The 17,877-nt window shown below is 44.1% G+C and carries 13 protein-coding genes; 2 read left to right on the top strand and 11 right to left on the bottom strand.

The genetic code is table 11. The annotated features are described in order from the left end of the window. Positions 1 to 151: 151 nt before the first annotated feature. The 10 genes from ACY652_RS02895 to ACY652_RS02850 all read right to left on the bottom strand — a co-directional run bounded on the left by ACY652_RS02895 (position 152) and on the right by ACY652_RS02850 (position 12,394). Complete coding sequence (locus tag ACY652_RS02895) at positions 152 to 370, bottom strand: hypothetical protein (protein WP_462266447.1); 219 nt, start codon at positions 368 to 370, stop codon at positions 152 to 154. Positions 371 to 404: 34 nt separating this feature from the next. Continuing rightward, on the bottom strand, positions 405 to 1,643 hold the full coding sequence (locus ACY652_RS02890; RefSeq protein WP_462266445.1) for a phage integrase SAM-like domain-containing protein: 1,239 nt from the start codon (positions 1,641 to 1,643) through the stop codon (positions 405 to 407). 495 nt (positions 1,644 to 2,138) lie between these two features. Next, a complete protein-coding gene (locus ACY652_RS02885) occupies positions 2,139 to 3,059 on the bottom strand; it encodes a glycosyltransferase family 2 protein (RefSeq protein WP_462266443.1) in 921 nt (306 codons plus the stop codon). A gap of 217 nt (positions 3,060 to 3,276) precedes the next feature. Further along, positions 3,277 to 4,296, bottom strand: a complete 1,020-nt coding sequence (locus ACY652_RS02880; protein WP_462266442.1) for a glycosyltransferase family 4 protein — start codon at positions 4,294 to 4,296, stop codon at positions 3,277 to 3,279. Positions 4,297 to 4,363: 67 nt separating this feature from the next. Continuing rightward, positions 4,364 to 5,329, bottom strand: a complete 966-nt coding sequence (locus ACY652_RS02875; protein ID WP_462266440.1) for a glycosyltransferase family 2 protein — start codon at positions 5,327 to 5,329, stop codon at positions 4,364 to 4,366. 72 nt (positions 5,330 to 5,401) lie between these two features. Next, positions 5,402 to 6,877, bottom strand: a complete 1,476-nt coding sequence (locus ACY652_RS02870; protein ID WP_462266438.1) for a flippase — start codon at positions 6,875 to 6,877, stop codon at positions 5,402 to 5,404. A 118-nt stretch (positions 6,878 to 6,995) separates the two neighbouring features. Beyond that, entirely contained in the window at positions 6,996 to 7,739 is a 744-nt protein-coding gene (locus tag ACY652_RS02865) for a glycosyltransferase family 2 protein (protein ID WP_462266436.1), read from the bottom strand. Positions 7,740 to 7,773: 34 nt separating this feature from the next. Further along, positions 7,774 to 9,108, bottom strand: coding sequence for a hypothetical protein (locus tag ACY652_RS02860; protein ID WP_462266435.1), 1,335 nt, complete (start codon positions 9,106 to 9,108; stop codon positions 7,774 to 7,776). An 82-nt stretch (positions 9,109 to 9,190) separates the two neighbouring features. After that, positions 9,191 to 11,569, bottom strand: a complete 2,379-nt coding sequence (locus ACY652_RS02855; RefSeq protein WP_462266434.1) for a GumC family protein — start codon at positions 11,567 to 11,569, stop codon at positions 9,191 to 9,193. Positions 11,570 to 11,587: 18 nt separating this feature from the next. Continuing rightward, on the bottom strand, positions 11,588 to 12,394 hold the full coding sequence (locus ACY652_RS02850; RefSeq protein WP_462266433.1) for a polysaccharide biosynthesis/export family protein: 807 nt from the start codon (positions 12,392 to 12,394) through the stop codon (positions 11,588 to 11,590). Positions 12,395 to 13,006: 612 nt separating this feature from the next. On the opposite strand from ACY652_RS02850, the gene ACY652_RS02845 reads away from it, so the two are divergent. Then, complete coding sequence (locus ACY652_RS02845; protein ID WP_462266432.1) at positions 13,007 to 14,620, top strand: Na+/H+ antiporter; 1,614 nt, start codon at positions 13,007 to 13,009, stop codon at positions 14,618 to 14,620. A 43-nt stretch (positions 14,621 to 14,663) separates the two neighbouring features. Here the strand turns inward: ACY652_RS02845 and ACY652_RS02840 are convergent, their stop codons facing one another. Continuing rightward, positions 14,664 to 15,317 carry a metal-dependent transcriptional regulator gene (locus ACY652_RS02840; RefSeq protein ID WP_462266431.1) on the bottom strand — a complete coding sequence of 218 codons (654 nt, stop codon included), beginning with the start codon at positions 15,315 to 15,317 and terminating at the stop codon, positions 14,664 to 14,666. An 88-nt stretch (positions 15,318 to 15,405) separates the two neighbouring features. Between ACY652_RS02840 and ACY652_RS02835 the strand changes: the two genes are divergently transcribed. Next, complete coding sequence (locus ACY652_RS02835) at positions 15,406 to 17,862, top strand: TonB-dependent receptor (protein WP_462266429.1); 2,457 nt, start codon at positions 15,406 to 15,408, stop codon at positions 17,860 to 17,862. Positions 17,863 to 17,877: the final 15 nt, after the last annotated feature.

Below are 17,877 nucleotides of genomic sequence, written 5' to 3'. Positions count from 1 at the left end.
TTGAGTTTGCTACGCAAGTTTGTCTTTGGGAATGGCTTTGCAGACAGAGAATAATTTAATACAGTTTTGTTTACGTTAGCTCTTTGGCATATACTAACATGAAAATGCCCCGGGTCAAAAAACCAGGGCATCTACATTATTATCGGTAATGTCAACCGCGTACCTTATAACCCGGTATAATGACGGGTTCAAATTTCTCTATGTTTTCGAACATGCTATTAAACCTGCCCAAACTGCTCCCTTTAACTTCAGACGTGTAGGAAACGGCCACAAAACGGCCATTTGCTGCACGTGCCACTGCAAAGCTCCCGGTAGTTCGTTTCCGCGAAGCTTTCCTCGTAGCGTTTGATGATTTTTTTAGCGTCTCCATCGTTCGTTTCCTTTATGACAAATATAGCGCTATTTTAAATCGCACTATTTATCATTTCGTCCATTACCGGATCGCCGATGTCATCAAGATAAATATTCGTCGTCTTTAGGTCATTATGGCCTAAAGACTGCCCTATCATTTCTTTTGAAATTCCGTTTCTCCTTAAAGCAGTGGCATAGGAGTGTCGCGCTACATAGGTGGTAACCGTCTTTTCGATGCCGACAGATTCCGCAATTTCTTTAATATGGGTGTTTACCATTTTAAGCACCTTTAGCTTGCGATACTTGACAGACTTGGGTGTATTATGTCTTTTATAAAGAATCGGGAAAATATACCCAGCATCACTATTCCCGTCCATTTCCCGATAATATTCCAGTATCTTGACGGCTTCCGGGTGTAACTTGAATTGAAAGTCCTCTTTGGTTTTCGCGCGTGTGTACTGGATCTCCCCATCCTTAATATTTTCCCATTTAAGGCTGGCCAGATCAATAAAATTTAAACCCCTGCAGTAAAAGCTAAACATAAAATAGTTGCGAGAATTGATCATAGCATCATCTTTTACATCGATTTCTTTTCCGGCGATCAGGTCGATCTGCGTTTTGGAGATCGCCCTTTTCTTAGTGCGGGGATTATTATATTTTCCAAAGGCGAACCCTTTAAAGGGATAGTGAATTTCTGGGCAAATCTTATCAGTGATCGCCGTTTTGAATACCGTGCGGAATGTCCTGAAATAAACACTCCTGGTCGTGGTCGCATTCCCTTTTTTAACCAGGTAGACTTCGTATTTTTTAAGGAAATCCAAGGTGATATTAACAAATGGCACGTCTTTATTGCCGGTAAAATTTTTAAGGCAATTGAGTGTGGATTTATATGTCGCTGCATATCCCAGCCGTTCCTCGTCCGTTAAACGCCTGATCTCCGATTCAAAGAATTTGAAAAGTGTCTCCGCCTTAATTTCCGGATTCGAATTGGTGACCCTCAGCACGATTGCTTTTATATCATTAAAACTGACGACTGATTCACTGTCAGCCGCATTTAAAAGATAAAGGTCTATCTTTGTCATGATATTTTTTAACAAAGGATTAAGCGTTTTGTAATCCGAATGGGATTTAAGGACACACTGCCCTTTTTCATCCCAGTTATTAACTGTAGATGATTTTTTGATGCTGACGAACTGGCTTTGACGGTTGATCGTTATCCGAAGCATTATCGGATATTCACCGTTGTTTAATAGTTTGGCCGTTCTTAATACAATTTTATTAGAAACTGACATAGTGCAATGGTTAGTGCAAGGGGTCACCTTGGGTACAACATAGGTACAACAAATGATGTCTAATTTTAATTAAGCAATATTAATGAAAATAATCAACGACTTGTTTGTCAGCAATTTAACTATAATTTAGGAGAGTGCAAAATGGAAAAAGTAGGCGACTTAAAAGCATGGCATGCAAGAGGTCATCGGTTCGACTCCGATATTCTCCACATTAAATACATTTAAAGCTCATATTGAAGGTTTATACCAGCGATATGAGCTTTTTTAGTTTAGCAATAATGGCTTTGAAGTATACGTTGCGTGCAAGTTTGTGTACTGCCATATATCTTACAGCTGCAGTAACAATTAAGCGTTGTGACGGCATCAGCAATCGTTCTGAACATAACAAATGGCTGTCAATGTGAAGTTCCCGGAGGTATTTGAAGCCTGGTTACAGAATGCAAAGAAGCTGAAGGATGCATTGAATCCACAGATACAACCTCTCTTTATTCTTTATTAATGCTGGTTATACGAAATCTCAATGGGGGTGGCGTTAATACCTGGTTTATGAGGTGCTGGTGTAACCTTAAGTCCGGCTTTATAGGCTGCGAATTTATTAATGGCACCTATAATTACAGCAAATATTAACAGCGGGTTTTTGCGGAGTACATATTTAAGCTGGGAATTGATATACTTAAACCCTTCCCCTCCGGGTTTGCCGAACGCTTGGTACAGCCACAGGTTTTGCTTATGAAACTTTCCTATTTCATAAAATCGTTGCGAATCCTGCAGTAACGTATTGTTGTGCGAGTGATTAACGGTAGCATCGGCCTGGTAAGCTATCTGCCAGTCATTTAAAATCATTTTTGCACATAGTAAAGTATCCTCGCCAAAATTAGTTTCTACCGGAAACCCGCCTGCCTGGTCATAAGCCACCTTGCGGTAAGCGGCAAATGAGTTGGAGCAAAATATAGTTTTAAAACCGTGTGTAGGAATATGCTGCCTGGACCGGATATAGGATTGATCAGGATAGTTAAAGGTCCGGTTGTGAGATTCAATTACGCTTGCGTCAGGAAAAGGTATCTGCCGGCCAAAGGCTGCACCTACCAAAGGATTATTAAAAGATTGAAGCAGGTTTTCCACACTGCTTTTTGAAGCCAGCTCGGCATCTTGCGTTAAAAAAACGTAAAAATCAAAATCAGGAAATTGCAGCACCATTTTATGCCTGGCATAGCCGTGCGTAAAATCTTCTTTATGAATCGATATTACCTCGGCGCCGTATTGTTTAGCTTTACCAACAGTATCATCAGTAGATTCAGAATCAATGATAACTACCTTATCTATTGGCTGCGTTTGCGCCGCAATTTGTTCAAGTACCTGCTCCCATCTTTTGCCGGCATTATAAGTGGGAATCAATACTGCTATTTTACAACTCATGTATATTTAAGTAGCTTTCCGGTAAACCTGGTTAATTTTTCTTCGGTTAATTGAGAGGATGGCAGGGTTTATTACCGGGCTATTTTAATGGTCAAATTTAAGAATTGTTATATAAAGTAGTTACAAAAATATCATCTGCATTTTACCTGCCCATTACATACGCTTTTACCGCATTGCTTGTTAACTGCTCACTGCAGGCTTTAAACAGTAACGCAAATTAAAACTGTTCAAGAATAGTCCAGGTTTTTGCTGCTGCTGCTTTCCAGGTAAACATCCGGGCCCTTATTCGTCCTTTCTCCGCAAATGCGTTTCTGGCTTCTTCATTGTTGGTCAGATATTCCAGGCCTTTTTCGCATTCTGATAATGACAATGGGTCAACCATTAAGCCTGCATCACCTACAACTTCGGGCAGTGAGGTTTTATTGCCGGTTAACACTGCGGTGCCATACCCCATGGCTTCCAGCGGAGGCAGGCCAAAGCCTTCGTAAACAGAAAGGTATACAAAGAATAAGGCCTCTGCATACAGTTGCTTAATATGCGTATCACTGATATGACCGGTAAAAAATACCCGTTCGGGCATCTCCTGAAGCCGGGTATCTTTAAAAACGTTATTGCTGCCCTTGGCGCCAACAATTACAAGCCCAACATCCTCCGGTACCCTGTTCTGAACATTTTTCCAGGCATTAAGCAGCATAGGGATGTTTTTGCGGGGTTCAATGGAGCCCAGGGAGAGGATGTATCTCTTAAAAGGCACAGGGTACCTTGAACTGGTTTCGGGGCCAACTACCGGAATGTCTACCCCATTGTGAATTACAGTTATTTTAGATTCTGGTATCCTGAACCTGTCCAGGATACGCTGGCGGCTGAACTCTGAAATGGTAATGATGTGTGCTGCATTTTTACAAAGTATGGGAGTAAGAAACTGGTACCATTTGGCAAAGGCCTTATTTAACCATTCAGGATGATCAATAGCCACAATATCATGTACCGTTACCACCTGCCTTTTAAAGTAGATGGGGCCGGTGTTATTGGGCGACCATAACAGGTTATTCTTTACCTGACCGGGCAGGATGAACTGATCCCACAGGTGCCCCTTAAAACCCCTGGAGCTTTGCAATGGCGGACTTACTGCAGCGTATCTATCTTTAGGGAAATAATGAAGAATACTTTGGGTATAGCGCTGAACGCCGGTTAGCCTGGCATTCATTACCCTTGTATTACATATAACTTTGCTCATGTGTGGCGTAGTAGATTGAATACTAAAAAAGGCTGATGAAACGGTTCTTTATATATGCTTATTTCGGTTACTCTTGGGCCACCTTTTTCAACTGCCGGTAATATGTGGCGGTAACCAGCAAAAAACCAATGTCCTGCACTAAGTTCAGTTTTCGGATATTATACTTTCTGATGGTTTGGATGATGTTAAACCAGGTACTTTTAAAGCTGCTAAGGTAGGCTTGCAGCATAACTTTATCCTCGTTGCTAAGCTGGCTCTGATAAATGTTTAAGAAACCTTTCAGCATTATAATTCTTTTCTGCAGTGATACCATTTGCTTGTTTAAGCCGGTGGTAAATCGCTTAAGCCGCTTGTTCAGGGATGAACCCTGCGTGGTTACATTAGCGCCATGCTGGCGATACTGAATCATTTTTTCATTAACAAACACGCACCGGCCCAGGCTGCTGGCCACCAGCGTTACCCAGTAATCATGATTTTCGGCCCACACAGGTATCTCAGGCATAATATCCGTTAACGCTTTGTTAAGCATTGTGGTGCAGCCCAAAGCATAGTTCTGGGCCAGGGTAATGTTAAAGGTTAAGTGCGGCAACAGTGTAAAATCATCATCTATGGGTTTTCCATCTTCAGTAATCATGTACAGGTGGGTGTATACCATTACCGGCTCGTTTGGGTAACTCAGTTCAGCCGTTTTTATAGCGTTAAACGTTTTTTCGATCTTTTGCGGATGCCAGATGTCATCCTGATCAGCAAACATAAGGTAGGTTATATCCAGATGCTGCCTGGCATAGGCATACAAGGCCGAAAAGTTTGCACATGCACCTTTCCGGCTGCTTGCCGTATTGATTATCTTAATTCGCTCATCGTGCTTATATTCATTCAGCACTTGTAAGGTATGGTCTGCAGAGCCATCATCACGAATGATCAGTTGCCAATCCGTATAGCTTTGCTCAATAATACTGTTTAATTGATCCCGCAGATGCCTTGCACCATTATAAGTGGCCATTAATATTGTTATCGTAGCAGCGTTAGCCATTGTAACTGACTTAAATCAACTTAAAATTATTCATTACTTCACATGTACCTGTTATACCCAAACCGCTTATGTTTATCTTTCTGATAAAACCGGCTTTTCTTTGGTGCCCGGCATTTTGTTCTTTATCATATAGTAGGACTCCAGCAGGAATGGATTCTTCAGTAGAAAAAGTTCAATTAACAGGTACAATATACCACAGACCGCAATTTGAACGATAAATTGAATATACATGGATGAAAAATTAATAATTAAGCCCAGTATATATTTACCTGCGCCAAAACTGATTATACAATTTGCCACATTAAGTACAGCTACCCGGTAATTGATATTTACGCCCCTGATATCATGGCGGGAGTAATAGCCTGCAACTATGCAGACAACACATTCTGTAATCAGCAGGGCTATCGCAGCTCCAACATCCTTAAGTGCAGGAATCAATATAAAAACCAGCAGCAGGCTTACCATCATCCCCACAAAGGTTGCTTTTAAATACTGGTTCTCCTTGCCTGTAGGGGTTAGTACATTCATGGAAAAGATATTGCTGATGCTGATAACTAAAATTAAGGGGGATAACAGAATTAGATCCGGAGAAGACGGGGCAAATTGTTTACCCAGCAGTATTCTTACCAGCGCACTTGAAAAGAACATCAGCACAAACACCAGCGGCAGGCTGTAATTAATCATCACATTAAAACTTTTAGACAGCAGCTTTGTAATTTCATCCAGCTTATTGTTATGATAATATTCGGACAGCTTAGGGATAAGCACTGTGCTGAAAGCCAGTATGAAGGACAGGCTAACCGTACATATCTTGTAAGCCGAAGTATAATAAGCTACATAGGATTTATTTTCGAGATACCCCACAAAGAACGACAGCAGTATTACGTAAACACTGGTAACCACCCGGGTAGAAAAGAAGGTAAATACAGGTTTAAAATGCCGCTTCAGGTTAAGGTGTTTTAAAGAGATGTACTTAAAATAGAGTGGCGCGCTCATTAACGCATTTACAACAATGGAGCCCGTCCAGATAGCGTAGTATAAGTAAACATCGGAGTTTTGCTTTACCAGCAGCAGAATGAGCAGTATACTGATGAACCGTATGATGAATGCGCGGATGGATACAAAAACGTAGTTCTCCATACCCTGAAAAAACCAGTCGGTTACGAATGCGCTGAGTGTAAGCTGCAGCAAGCCCAGGTGAAACAATGTATTTTCGGCATGAAAGCGCGATGTAAACGTAATCAGCACAAAATACAGTACGAACAGGATAACGGTAGTAATAACCTGAATAAGCAGAAGTTCTGAAAACGTAGTTGAAAGCTGCTGCTTATCATTTTTTACTTTGGCAATTTCACGTATGCCATAAATGGGTATGCCTAATGCTGCACAAATAATAAAATATTGGGTTGCACTATCGGCAAAAGATACCCGGCCTAATTGAAACGGCCCCAAAACCCGGCTCACGTATGGCAGGCTTATTAATGCGAAGGCTACCTGGCTTGTGGTTAACAGGATGTTGAATACAAGATTGCGTTTTATACTGGCCAATTCCTAATGGTTAAATGTAAGGCGGGGTGTAAAGGTACTGTAATTCAAAAAGATTAGTGCTGAAACTTAATACGGGAACGGCGGCAAACTATATATAACGCTCTGTTCTGCCTTTAAGCTATTTTACCTGTAAACGCCGCTTAAACTGAAAAAACTCAACCCGTAATTTAACATACAGGGCATAGGGAACGCCGAGGTGCTGCTTTACAATCGAAGGCAGGTCATTAAAATAAGGCTGATCGAACACATGGGCGCTGATGCCGGCACCATCGTTATACACGGCTACCAACTGATTGATGCGCTTTATTTTTGAGGGCATATACGCATACATGAGTATGTTGTACACATGGTCAGCATATATCTTATATTTCAGGTTATAGCTATGGGTTTTATAATAGCTTCGGGGATAAAATAAAGATTGGTGGCACAGGTTGCGCAGGCATAACTTCCATTTGCTGAGCTTAAACCGGTAAATAGTATTTTGATTCTTAAAATGCACGTCACCATAATAAGCAGTATTTGCATCGGCAAAGTGCGAAGCCATTGCCGCAACTGCATTATTGTCTGCCAGTAAATCGTCTGCGCCCAAAAAGTACAGCCAGTCTGCGGTAGCTATATGAAGGGCTTTATTCATCGCATCATATACACCTTCGTCGGGTTCGCTTATCCACCTGCTTATTTTGCTGCTGTACTTTTTTATAATTTCAACAGTGCCATCGGTTGAACCGCCATCAATTATAATCAGCTCAATAGGCTGATAGGTTTGATTTATAACGCTTAATATAGCAGCTTCCAAATCCTTTTCGGCGTTATAGGTAGCAATAGCTATGGCAATTAGCGGAGCAGATATTGCGGGTTTCATTTATAAAAATTAAACAGGTATGGTATAAATGTATTTAAAAGCTATTGCTTAGGCGCCTGGCACGAACACTGCCCAACTTGAGCAGTACATAAGCCGGAATGCTGGCCACCAGCAGAAAAGGAATAATGAACAAGAAGTTTTCGAGGTTTGATATCGCCATGCTGGGGTCTGTTTCAACTGCGCTGAGCTGCAGGTAGAGTATTACAAAAAGCAACTGAAATAACAGGCCGCTCCTTAAAGAAAAGAACAGCCTGTTTCTTACATAGGAGAGTATAAACCCGATAATGAAAGAGAAGATGATACTGCCAATAAAGCCAAAGTAAATGTACCCGAATACATTATGCCTGGCATTGGGCCCGGCAATAAAGTCGGCAACATAAAACTGCTTGAAAAGGGCATAGCCTACGGGATCGGGCAAACTCTCACGCGGGATGAGCCGCAGGGTGGCAAATAAATCGCCAAACAGGGCAAGGGAGGCGTTGCTGTACTGGATTTTTTCAATTTGGGCGTTTGGGTATGAGAAGTAGTAGGCATCGCCTGATGAAACCATGCGGAAGGCAAAACTGTTGGTAATAGAGCTCATGCTATTGCCCTCTTGTGATTGAACGGCTATGGTGATACCTACAAACGCAAGCCCTACCCCTATAAGTACTGCGCCAAATTTGTTTAATTTGTTAAAATAGCTTTTGAATTGATAAGCGTTAAGAAGGATATAACAAAACAGCACATTGGGCAAAATCATGAACTGGCCCTTACTTCCTGAGAGCAGGAAGGTAATGAGGGTAACAATGGTAAAAAAGTATTTATAAAAGTGTGAAAAAAATGTTGTGGAGGGCTTCAGTAAATGGTAAACCAGTAAAAAGGCTGTAATTGGTGTTAATACAGTAATAAACCGGCCTATCAGCCCGAAGCCGCCGCTATCCTTATACACGTTGATGTGCGAATCTTTAAACAAAGGGATACCTATTACCTTGTAGGTAACAATCTGCCCTGCAATGTACAGAATGGGGCAGGTGATGTACAGCGCTTTTATTAAGGTAGTTTCCCTTAAACCCGGGGCAACTGCTGCAACAGGGGCAACAACCGTATGCGGTTTCAGGCTCCGGTAAAAAAAAAGCCCGGCCCAAAATGCTATCTGTGTGGCAAGATAGCTTTCAAAATAATACGGGCGGATGGCGTGCGTAACGTATAAGAACAATACCACCGAAAAGCCGAACATTGAAAACAGGGTAACCAGTACCAGCGGATCAATTACAGAGATGTAAAACGCCCGGATGATGAAAAAGTATACCGCTACAGCAATCAGTAAGCAGTACAGGTAAGTCTGCATATGATCGCTTAAAAACAGGGTAAAATCAATCCAATTCATTGTAACCAGATGTAATATATCAATCCGCAGGTTAAATCCTTCATCAACCTGAAGGGCCCTGAATTTTTACGGGTCCTTTAAACTAATTCTTTTTAAAAAGCTTCTTAAACCAGCTGCTGTCTTCTTCAATACCATAGCCGCCATAGCCGTAGGCAGAGTATCCGCCCTGTTGCGCCTTAATATCATTTACCACCAGGTAAAGCTTACGTATTTCTCCGCTTTCCTGCAGGTCGTTAATCATATCTATCTGGGCTTTGTAAGTGTATCTTTCTCGAACGATGTACAAGGTCAGATCGGCATATTTCTCAATTAAAAGGGCATCAGTTACCAGGCCTACAGGCGCACAGTCAATAATAATGTAATCATAGGTCTTCTTCAGATCCTGAATCAGCATACCCAGTTTCGGGCTCGACAGCAGTTCAGCAGGGTTAGGCGGAATAGGCCCTGCTGTAATGATCGAACAGTTGCTGCTGAAAGGCGCCGGCTGCACTAATTTTTTCAGATCATAGGTATCTGAAATTGCAAAGTTGCTGAACCCGTAAGCATTATGGTCTACTCCAATGGCTTCAGAAAGCTTGGGTTTACGCAAGTCTAACTCAATAAAAATAACCTTCTTGTCATTAAGCGCCAATGAGCTGCCTAAATTTAAGGAGATAAAAGTTTTCCCTTCGCCGCTCATGCTGGATGTAAACAGGATTACATTGGGCTGGTTCTGATCAACCAGATAGTTCATCTTGGTTCGCATGCTCCTGAACTGCTCAGAAATTACAGACCGGGAATTGCGTATGGTAACCAGGTTTTCCCCTGTGCTGTTGTTGCTGATATTACCAATTACCGCAATGTTGGTAGCCGCGGTAATATCCTCCCTTGATTTTATGCGTGTATTGAATAGCTGCGCAATAAATAAATAGAACGTAGGTAAGATTAAGCCCATTAAAAAGCCTAAGGAATAAACAATGCGCTTATTGGGCGAGGCACGAAAGAAGTCGCTCTTTGCATCATCCACAATGCTGGAACTGGAAATGGTAGAAGTTTTTGAAATTGCAGTTTCTTCTCTCTTTTGCAGCAGGTATAGATACAGATCTTGTTTCAGGCTTTGCTTACGCTGGAAATCAAGGTAGCCGCGTTCTTTTGCAGGCACCTGCTGCAGCTGATTGGTAAAGCTGTTGTTTTGTACTTTTAAGGTCTTTAATGTAGCTTGCAGGGCCTTTTTAGATCCCTCAATGCTTTTCAGCAGGGATTGCCGCGCCGTTTCTATCTGCTTATCGAAATTTTGTATAATGGGGCTGCCGGGTTTGTAGCCTAAGGTGGCTCTGTCGCGGTCAATCAGCAATTGATTATACACATTGATGGTCTGGCCAAACCCCACATCGCCGGGGGCGATCATAGAACTGGGGATAACTGATTTATTACTGGGATTGTTAAGCAGCTTTACTAAATCATTATATACATTAAGCTGTGTTTCCTGCTGGTTCAGTTTATCGTAGTACTCGCTGGCGCTGCTCACCAGTACTTTGGATTGAGTGCTGATATCGGCAATGCTCTCCCTGGTTTTATACCGCTCAAACTCGCGCTCCACATTGTTAAGCTCGGTGCCAACCAACGAAATACGATTGTCGATAAAGGCAATTGTTTTGTCTGCAATCTTTACCTTTTTCTGGAGATTTGAGAGCAGGTACAGGTTCATCAGCTGATCTAAGATTACTTCGCCTTTTTTGGGGTGGGGATAAGTAAGCTGCAGATCAATGGTTGAGGCCTGCTTGTCTGATAAGGCAGCCGTAAAGCTCTCATTAAGTGCCGTAACGGTAGCATCGGTAGATTCTATGTTCACCGCGTAGGTACCCCTGGCCTGGCGGCCGGGGAAAAGACTAACGGTTAAATCATACTGCTTCAGCTTTACAGGCTGATCAACAGTTGCTACAATGTCTATGTCATCTTTACTGTTAGTGAGCCTGAATTTATTATTATTGATAAAGCTGATGGTATAACGGCGGAAAAGCACTGTATCTACCTTGTACTTTACCTCTGCCTTAAAGGGGGATTCCTGATAAATTTCAGTGCTTTTTAACCCATTTACGCTATACGTGCGCACATTAAGCTGAAGCTGCTTTACGGTGTTGGTCATCAACTGCCTCGATTTCAGCATTTGTACTTCGTTATCTGCACTGCTTTTGGCGTTGAATATGGAGCTAAAGTCGGCACCCAGGCCGCTGGCGTTTCCTAAGCCTGAGGGTGCGTTTTTTGAATCTTCTACCAGTATTTTACTGTTCACCTTCCATTCTGCCGACACTAAATAAGTATACAGCGCAGCCATGGCAACGCAAAGCACTACGCCGCCTAAAAAAAGATACCAGACATTAATAATCTCCCGTATGATTTTTTTAAAGTCAATGGTAGTAACCGGCTCATTTTTAAAAGTAGCAGAAACAGGAGAATTTTTATCTTTTGAATTCAATGGCATGGGCGGAATGTGAGAAGATTAACGGTTCGCAGAAATTAAAATTGCAATTACAGAGATCAGTGCAGTTACAGCAGTGGTAATAATGGCGATGTTTCTGCTTTGTATAGCGTCTGAGGCTGCTACTTTAGTTTTAGAGGTTTCTATGTACAGATAATCATTCTGGCGCAGGTAATAGTAAGGCGAAGTAAGGATTTTACTTTTGGTTAAATCCAGTTTAACCATTTCCCTTGCACCATTGCTGCTCTGGCGTATCAGCGTAATATTGTCCCTTTTGCCGTAAATAGTTAAATCGCCGGCCAGCCCCAAAGCATCTAAAACATTTACTTTTTCGTTAGATACCACATAGGTGCCAGGCTTATTCACCTCGCCAAAAACGGTAACCTTAAAGTTGGCAAATCTTAAATTTACAGATGGTTTCTGGTAAATGGTAGCCGCTTTGGTGCGAATTACCTCTCTGGCCTGTTCTGTTGTTATGCCTGCTACGTTAATTATGCCCAATACAGGTAATTCAATGTTCCCCTTGCTGTCTACCAGGTAACCTGTTATGGTTTGCCCGCCGGTACTGCCGGTTGAGGTATTGCCAACGGCCGAGCTCTGGATGCTGCCCTGGGTTAAGGCTTGTGTTGCAACAGGATCGGGTGTTTGAATATTAACGGAAAGAATATCGTCCGGTTGTATTTTGGGTGGCGTATAACTCAGGTCGGCTATGTGCGTAACCTCGGCGCTATCTGAAATGTCTTTAAAATACTTGATGTTTTTGATGGATGAGCATGATGTAGCCAGAATGCCAATAACTAATAATCCTAACAGATAGGAGATGCGCATGTTAAAAAATATAAAATTTAAATTTGGCAAATTTAGGCAATTTTAACCGGTATGTAAAACGCTGATGAGTATCAGGAGCTCAATTAGTCCCTGTACGGCAGAAGCTATCTCCACAAAGGAATAACTTTATAAGAATCATGGCGCAGGCTAAAAGTACACACTTTCAAAACTTTCGCGGCGATACCTGTACCGTAGCGCAATTATGCTGTCATTGAATAGCAAGGTAAAAGAGCGTTCTGCTTTCCGGCGCCTGGGGCAGTGCCGGCGCTTTCCGCCATCCTTTGTTTCCGGCTTTTACGTTCTGCCTGATGCGGAGGCATCAAGCAGGGTAACCTGCGCTTTAAGGCTTTTGTCCCGGTTTGTCAGCATCATCGGCTTTATCGCTGATAAGCCGCTCAGGATGTGGAATAATAAAGTCGATTGGTGATTATGACGTGCAAGCGGTTGTTGGTTACACTCCGGTAAGTCCAATTTGTTTATCAGCGGCTTACAGGTATAGTTTGAGCCATTTTTATTTAATATGGTTCTTCATACTTCATAAATTGTCTGTTTTGTAATCTAAAGCAGCGTTTTTATTGTATACTGCCTATTATTTGCTATTCGTTATTATGTATGCATACAGCCTTTAGTTATTACCTGATATTATTAGTTGTTATTTTCTTTATTGTAATGCTGGCGCAGCGGCTAAAGCTATCATATCCGTTGGTGCTGGTTTGCAGTGGGCTGGGCATAAGTTTTATTCCGGGTGTGCCTGCCTTACAAATCAACCCCGAAATTATTATGCTGATCTTCCTGCCGCCCCTGCTTTACTCGGCAGCATGGAATACCTACTGGAAAGAATTCTGGAAATGGCGCAGGGTAATTAATTCTTTTGCCTTCGGCATTGTGCTGCTTACGGCATGTATCATTGCATGGCTGTCGCATTCCCTCATTCCCGGTTTTACTCTGGCGGCCGGCTTTTTATTGGGCGGTATTATCGCCCCTACAGATGCCATTGCGGCAACCACCGTATTAAAGGATGTAAAAGTGCCGAAAAGCACCATCGTTATTATAGAGGGAGAAAGTTTACTGAACGATGCCACCAGTTTAATTATTTACCGGTTTGCCATAGCGGCTATTATTTCGGGCGCCTTTGTGTGGCACCAGGCGGTAGGCAGTTTCTTTTTGGTGGTAAGTATGGGTATAGCCACAGGTATGGTAATTGCCTTAGGGTACTATGCCATACACCGCTGGCTACCTACCACTACCAATATAGATACGGTGCTTACCTTTATTGCGCCCTATACCATGTATGTAGTGGCCGAGTCCATGCACTTTTCCGGGGTGCTGGCGGTGGTGGCCGGCGGACTGTTCCTGTCCAGCAAAAGCCAGGTGATGCTAAGCCATATCAGCCGCCTGCAGGCCAACAATACCTGGGAGGCGCTGGTGTTTCTGCTCAATGCGGTTACCTTTATGCTGATCGGGCTGGAGTTTCCGGCGGTAATTAAGCAGCTCCACAGTACTGCACTTTTACAGGCTGTTGTTTACAGTTTAATTATTAGTGCAGCCCTTATTTTGAGCCGTATACTCTTGGCCTTAGGCACTTCGGCGTTCACTATATTTATAAGCAGATTTATCAGCACGGCAAAGGCAAATCCCGGCTGGCGGGCGCCTTTGCTGTTTGGCTGGGCGGGTATGCGCGGTGTGGTTTCGCTGGCCGCTGCCTTGTCCATACCCTTAACTGCCGGCAACGGCAAACCTTTCCCTCACCGTGATCTGATTTTGTTTATTACGTTTTCGGTAATTATTATTACGCTGGTACTGCAGGGCTTTACGCTGCCCTGGCTGGCCCGGTGGCTAAACCTCAGGGATGAAGATTATCCGCTGTCATCAGAGGAGCAGGAGGCTCTGATCCGCAGGAAACGGGCAGAACTGGTGCTGAATACCCTGTACGAAACTTACGCACAAGACCTCGGCAATAACCCGTTACTGGCAGGTTATGAGCAGATGATAGTGAAGAACTACCAGTTTTTTGTTACTGCCAATGCGCCGGACGAGCACGGGGACGAAGCCTTGCAAGCCACCACCAGCCGGTATAAGGAGATTAATGCCGACCTGTTAAACCGGCAACGCCAGTTGCTGCAAAAAATAAATAACAAGGTAGAGTACGATGAAGAAATCATCAGGAAACAGTTGTGGGAACTGGACCTGGAAGAAGAGAAACTGAGGCAGCGGTTCGAGTTATAGGGGTTTTATTGATTGCGGCGGCAGTTTATAAACTACGTTTTGCTTAACTGATGAGTATACTTTCACTAAATTTCTGTGAAACGGTCAGCTCAGCTTCGTTATTGATGCGGATAATGGAGGATTGGTCAAAGGCAATCCTCTCCAGCAGCTGCAGTTTAGTGCCGATATGGATGTTGAGTTTTTTCAGGTATTGCAAAAAATCTGTACTGGTATCTTTTACGGCAGCTACACGGCACAGCGTACCCGGTTCGGCCTCGGCCAAAGTAACCGAAGGTATGGCCGGCATTTTACCGTTGGCCTTCGGGATAGGGTCGCCGTGCGGATCATATTCCGGAAAGCCCAAAAACTTATCCAGCCGGTCGGCTAATGTAGCATCGCTGATGTGTTCTAACTCTTCGGCTATATTGTGGATTTCCTCCCAGCTGTACCCCAGTTTTTCTAACAAAAAAACCTCCCATAGCCGGTGTTTGCGTACAATCAGCGTAGCATCGCGCTGGCCATTGTTGGTTAACAGCGCTCCCTTTCGCTTGTCATACGTAATCAGTTGCTTATCGCACAGCTTCTTGATCATATCCACTACCGAAGCCGGATTATTGCCCAGTTTATCAGCAATAGCCGTAGGTGTAATTTTTTCACCCGGCCGTTGTGCAAGCCGGTAGATGGCTTTCAGGTAATTTTCTTCGGTAAGCGTATGCATCAATGTTTTTAACAGCAAATATGAATAAAACAAACCTTTATGCAAAAATTAGGGTTATCTAATTTTATTTGTTTGCTTTGTTGAATTTATGAAGTGTGGTTACCTTATCCTATTTATCTGCCTTGGCAGTTCAGGCTTACGGGCACAACAGCGCGTACTCAGCGGCTATGTGCAGGATGCCGGCACCCGTAAGCCCGTGCCCGATGCCGCAGTGCATCTGCGCGGTACGCATACGGGCAGTACTACCAATACCGAAGGCCGTTTTACCTTAAAAGTTCCTTCGCCGGCAATTCGTGCTGTTATGGTGGTTTCCTGCGTGGGCTACCAAACAGACAGTTTAGCGGTTACTTATAAAAACGAGTATGGTATAAAGCTTAAACCTGTGCCTGGTGTACTTACCGAGGTGGTAATAACCGGCGTTTCTAAAGCTACGCAGGCCCGCGAGAACCCGATACCTGTTATCGGCGTTTCTGTTAAGGCCATTGAACGTACCACTGAAAGTAACATCATAGACGTACTGGTAAAGAATGTGCCCGGCTTAAACGCCGTTAAAACCGGGCCCAATATATCGAAGCCTTTTATACGCGGATTAGGTTATAACCGGGTGCTTACCTTGTATGATGGTATACGGCAGGAGGGGCAGCAGTGGGGCGATGAGCACGGCATCGAGGTGGATGCCTACAACATCGGCAGGGCAGAAGTAGTAAAAGGCCCTTCAAGTTTAATTTATGGTTCTGATGCCGTGGCCGGTGTGGTGGGGCTTATCCCGGCTATGCCGCAGGAGCGGGACAGCACGCTGCACGGTAAATTCTTATCCGAGTACCAAAGCAACAACGGGCTGATTGGGAATGGATTGCGGCTCACTTATGGCAGGGGCAACTGGTCATATATCCTGCGAGGCTCTTATCGCATCGCTAAAAACTACATAAACACTATAGATGGCCGGGTGTACAACACCGGTTTCAGGGAAACCAACGCCTCGGCCACCGTAAAGCATGTAAGCAGCGAAGGTTACAGTTCGCTTAATGTTACTTTATATGATAACCTGCAGGGCATACCCGATGGCAGCCGCGATTCGCTCACCCGGCGTTTTACTTATCAGGCTAATGAAGGGGCGGCTGATGATGTGCAAAACCGGCCATTGGTAAGCGATGCTATGTTGAACAGCTACCGATTGAGCCCGCTGATACAGCATATACAGCACTACCGCCTGTACACCAAAAACCACTACCGGCTGGGCGGCGGGGATGTGGATGCCTTACTGGCCTTTCAGCAAAACATCAGGCGCGAGTTTAACCACCCCACGCAGCCCGACCAGGCAGGCATGTATCTGCGCCTGAATACCTTAAACTATGGCCTCAACTATAATGCACCTGCTGTAGCCGGTATAGAGCTGTCTTTTGGCTTAAACGGCATGTACCAGAGCAATGCCAGCCAGGATGCCACCGATTTTCCGGTACCCGATTACCGCCTGTTTGATGCCGGGGCCTTCGGTTTTGCCCGCTGGAAGCACGAACGTTTTACCCTGAGTGCCGGTTTGCGGTATGATAAGCGCTATTTAAGCGGCAGCGATTTTTATACGGCTGCCAACCCGGCTACCGGTTTCGATACACGCGTTAGCGGAGCCGGTGTAACCGGCGCCTACCTGCAGTTCCCGGCATTTGACAAACGTTTCGGCGGCCTGTCGCTGAGTGCAGGCAGTACCTATGCCTTGAGTGAGCAGATAAGCCTGAAAGCCAACATCGCCCGCGGCTACCGGGCGCCCAGCATTACCGAATATGCGGCTAACGGCCTTGATCCCGGCGCACATATTGTATACTTAGGCAACCGTAGTTTTAAACCCGAGTTCTCTTTACAGGAAGATTTAGGCGTAGACGTAAGCAATCCCAATTTTTCTGCCACGCTGAGCTTATTCAATAATCACATCTCCAATTACATATTTTTGAGCCGGTTACTGGATGCCGATGGTAGTTCCATTACCGATGCGCAGGGCAACAAAACCTACCAGTACCAGCAGGCCAAAGCACAACTGTATGGACTGGAGGCTACCTTCGGCCTGCACCCCGCAGCCTTAAAAGGTTTTACCTTTAACAATGCGCTGGCCCTAACCTGCGGTTACAACCGCAGTGCCGCCTTTCGCGGTACCCAACAACAGGGCGAATACCTGCCGCTGATACCGCCCGTGCACCTGCTAAGCAGTGTTAGCCAGGAAATACAGTTACAGTGGCGTACCGTAAAAGCCATCAACCTGAAGGCTGAAGCCGACATCAATGCTGCCCAGCACCGCTACCTGGCCCTCAATAATACCGAAACTTTTACTCCCGGTTATACGCTGGTGGATATAGGTGCCGGAGCGGAAATACAGTACAGCAAACGCTGCACTTTACAGTTGCAATTACAAATCAACAATGTATTTGATGTTGCTTATCAATCACACCTCAACCGGCTGAAATACTTTGAATACTACGCCGCCTCGCCCAACGGCCGCAGCGGTATTTATAGTATGGGGCGAAATGTGTGTGTGAAGGTGGTGGTGCCGTTTTGACGTATTTGTGTTAAT

The organism is Mucilaginibacter sp., from assembly GCF_965200995.1.
In the GTDB taxonomy this organism is placed as follows: domain Bacteria; phylum Bacteroidota; class Bacteroidia; order Sphingobacteriales; family Sphingobacteriaceae; genus Mucilaginibacter.
This window is presented reverse-complemented; position numbering and strand designations above follow the sequence as displayed.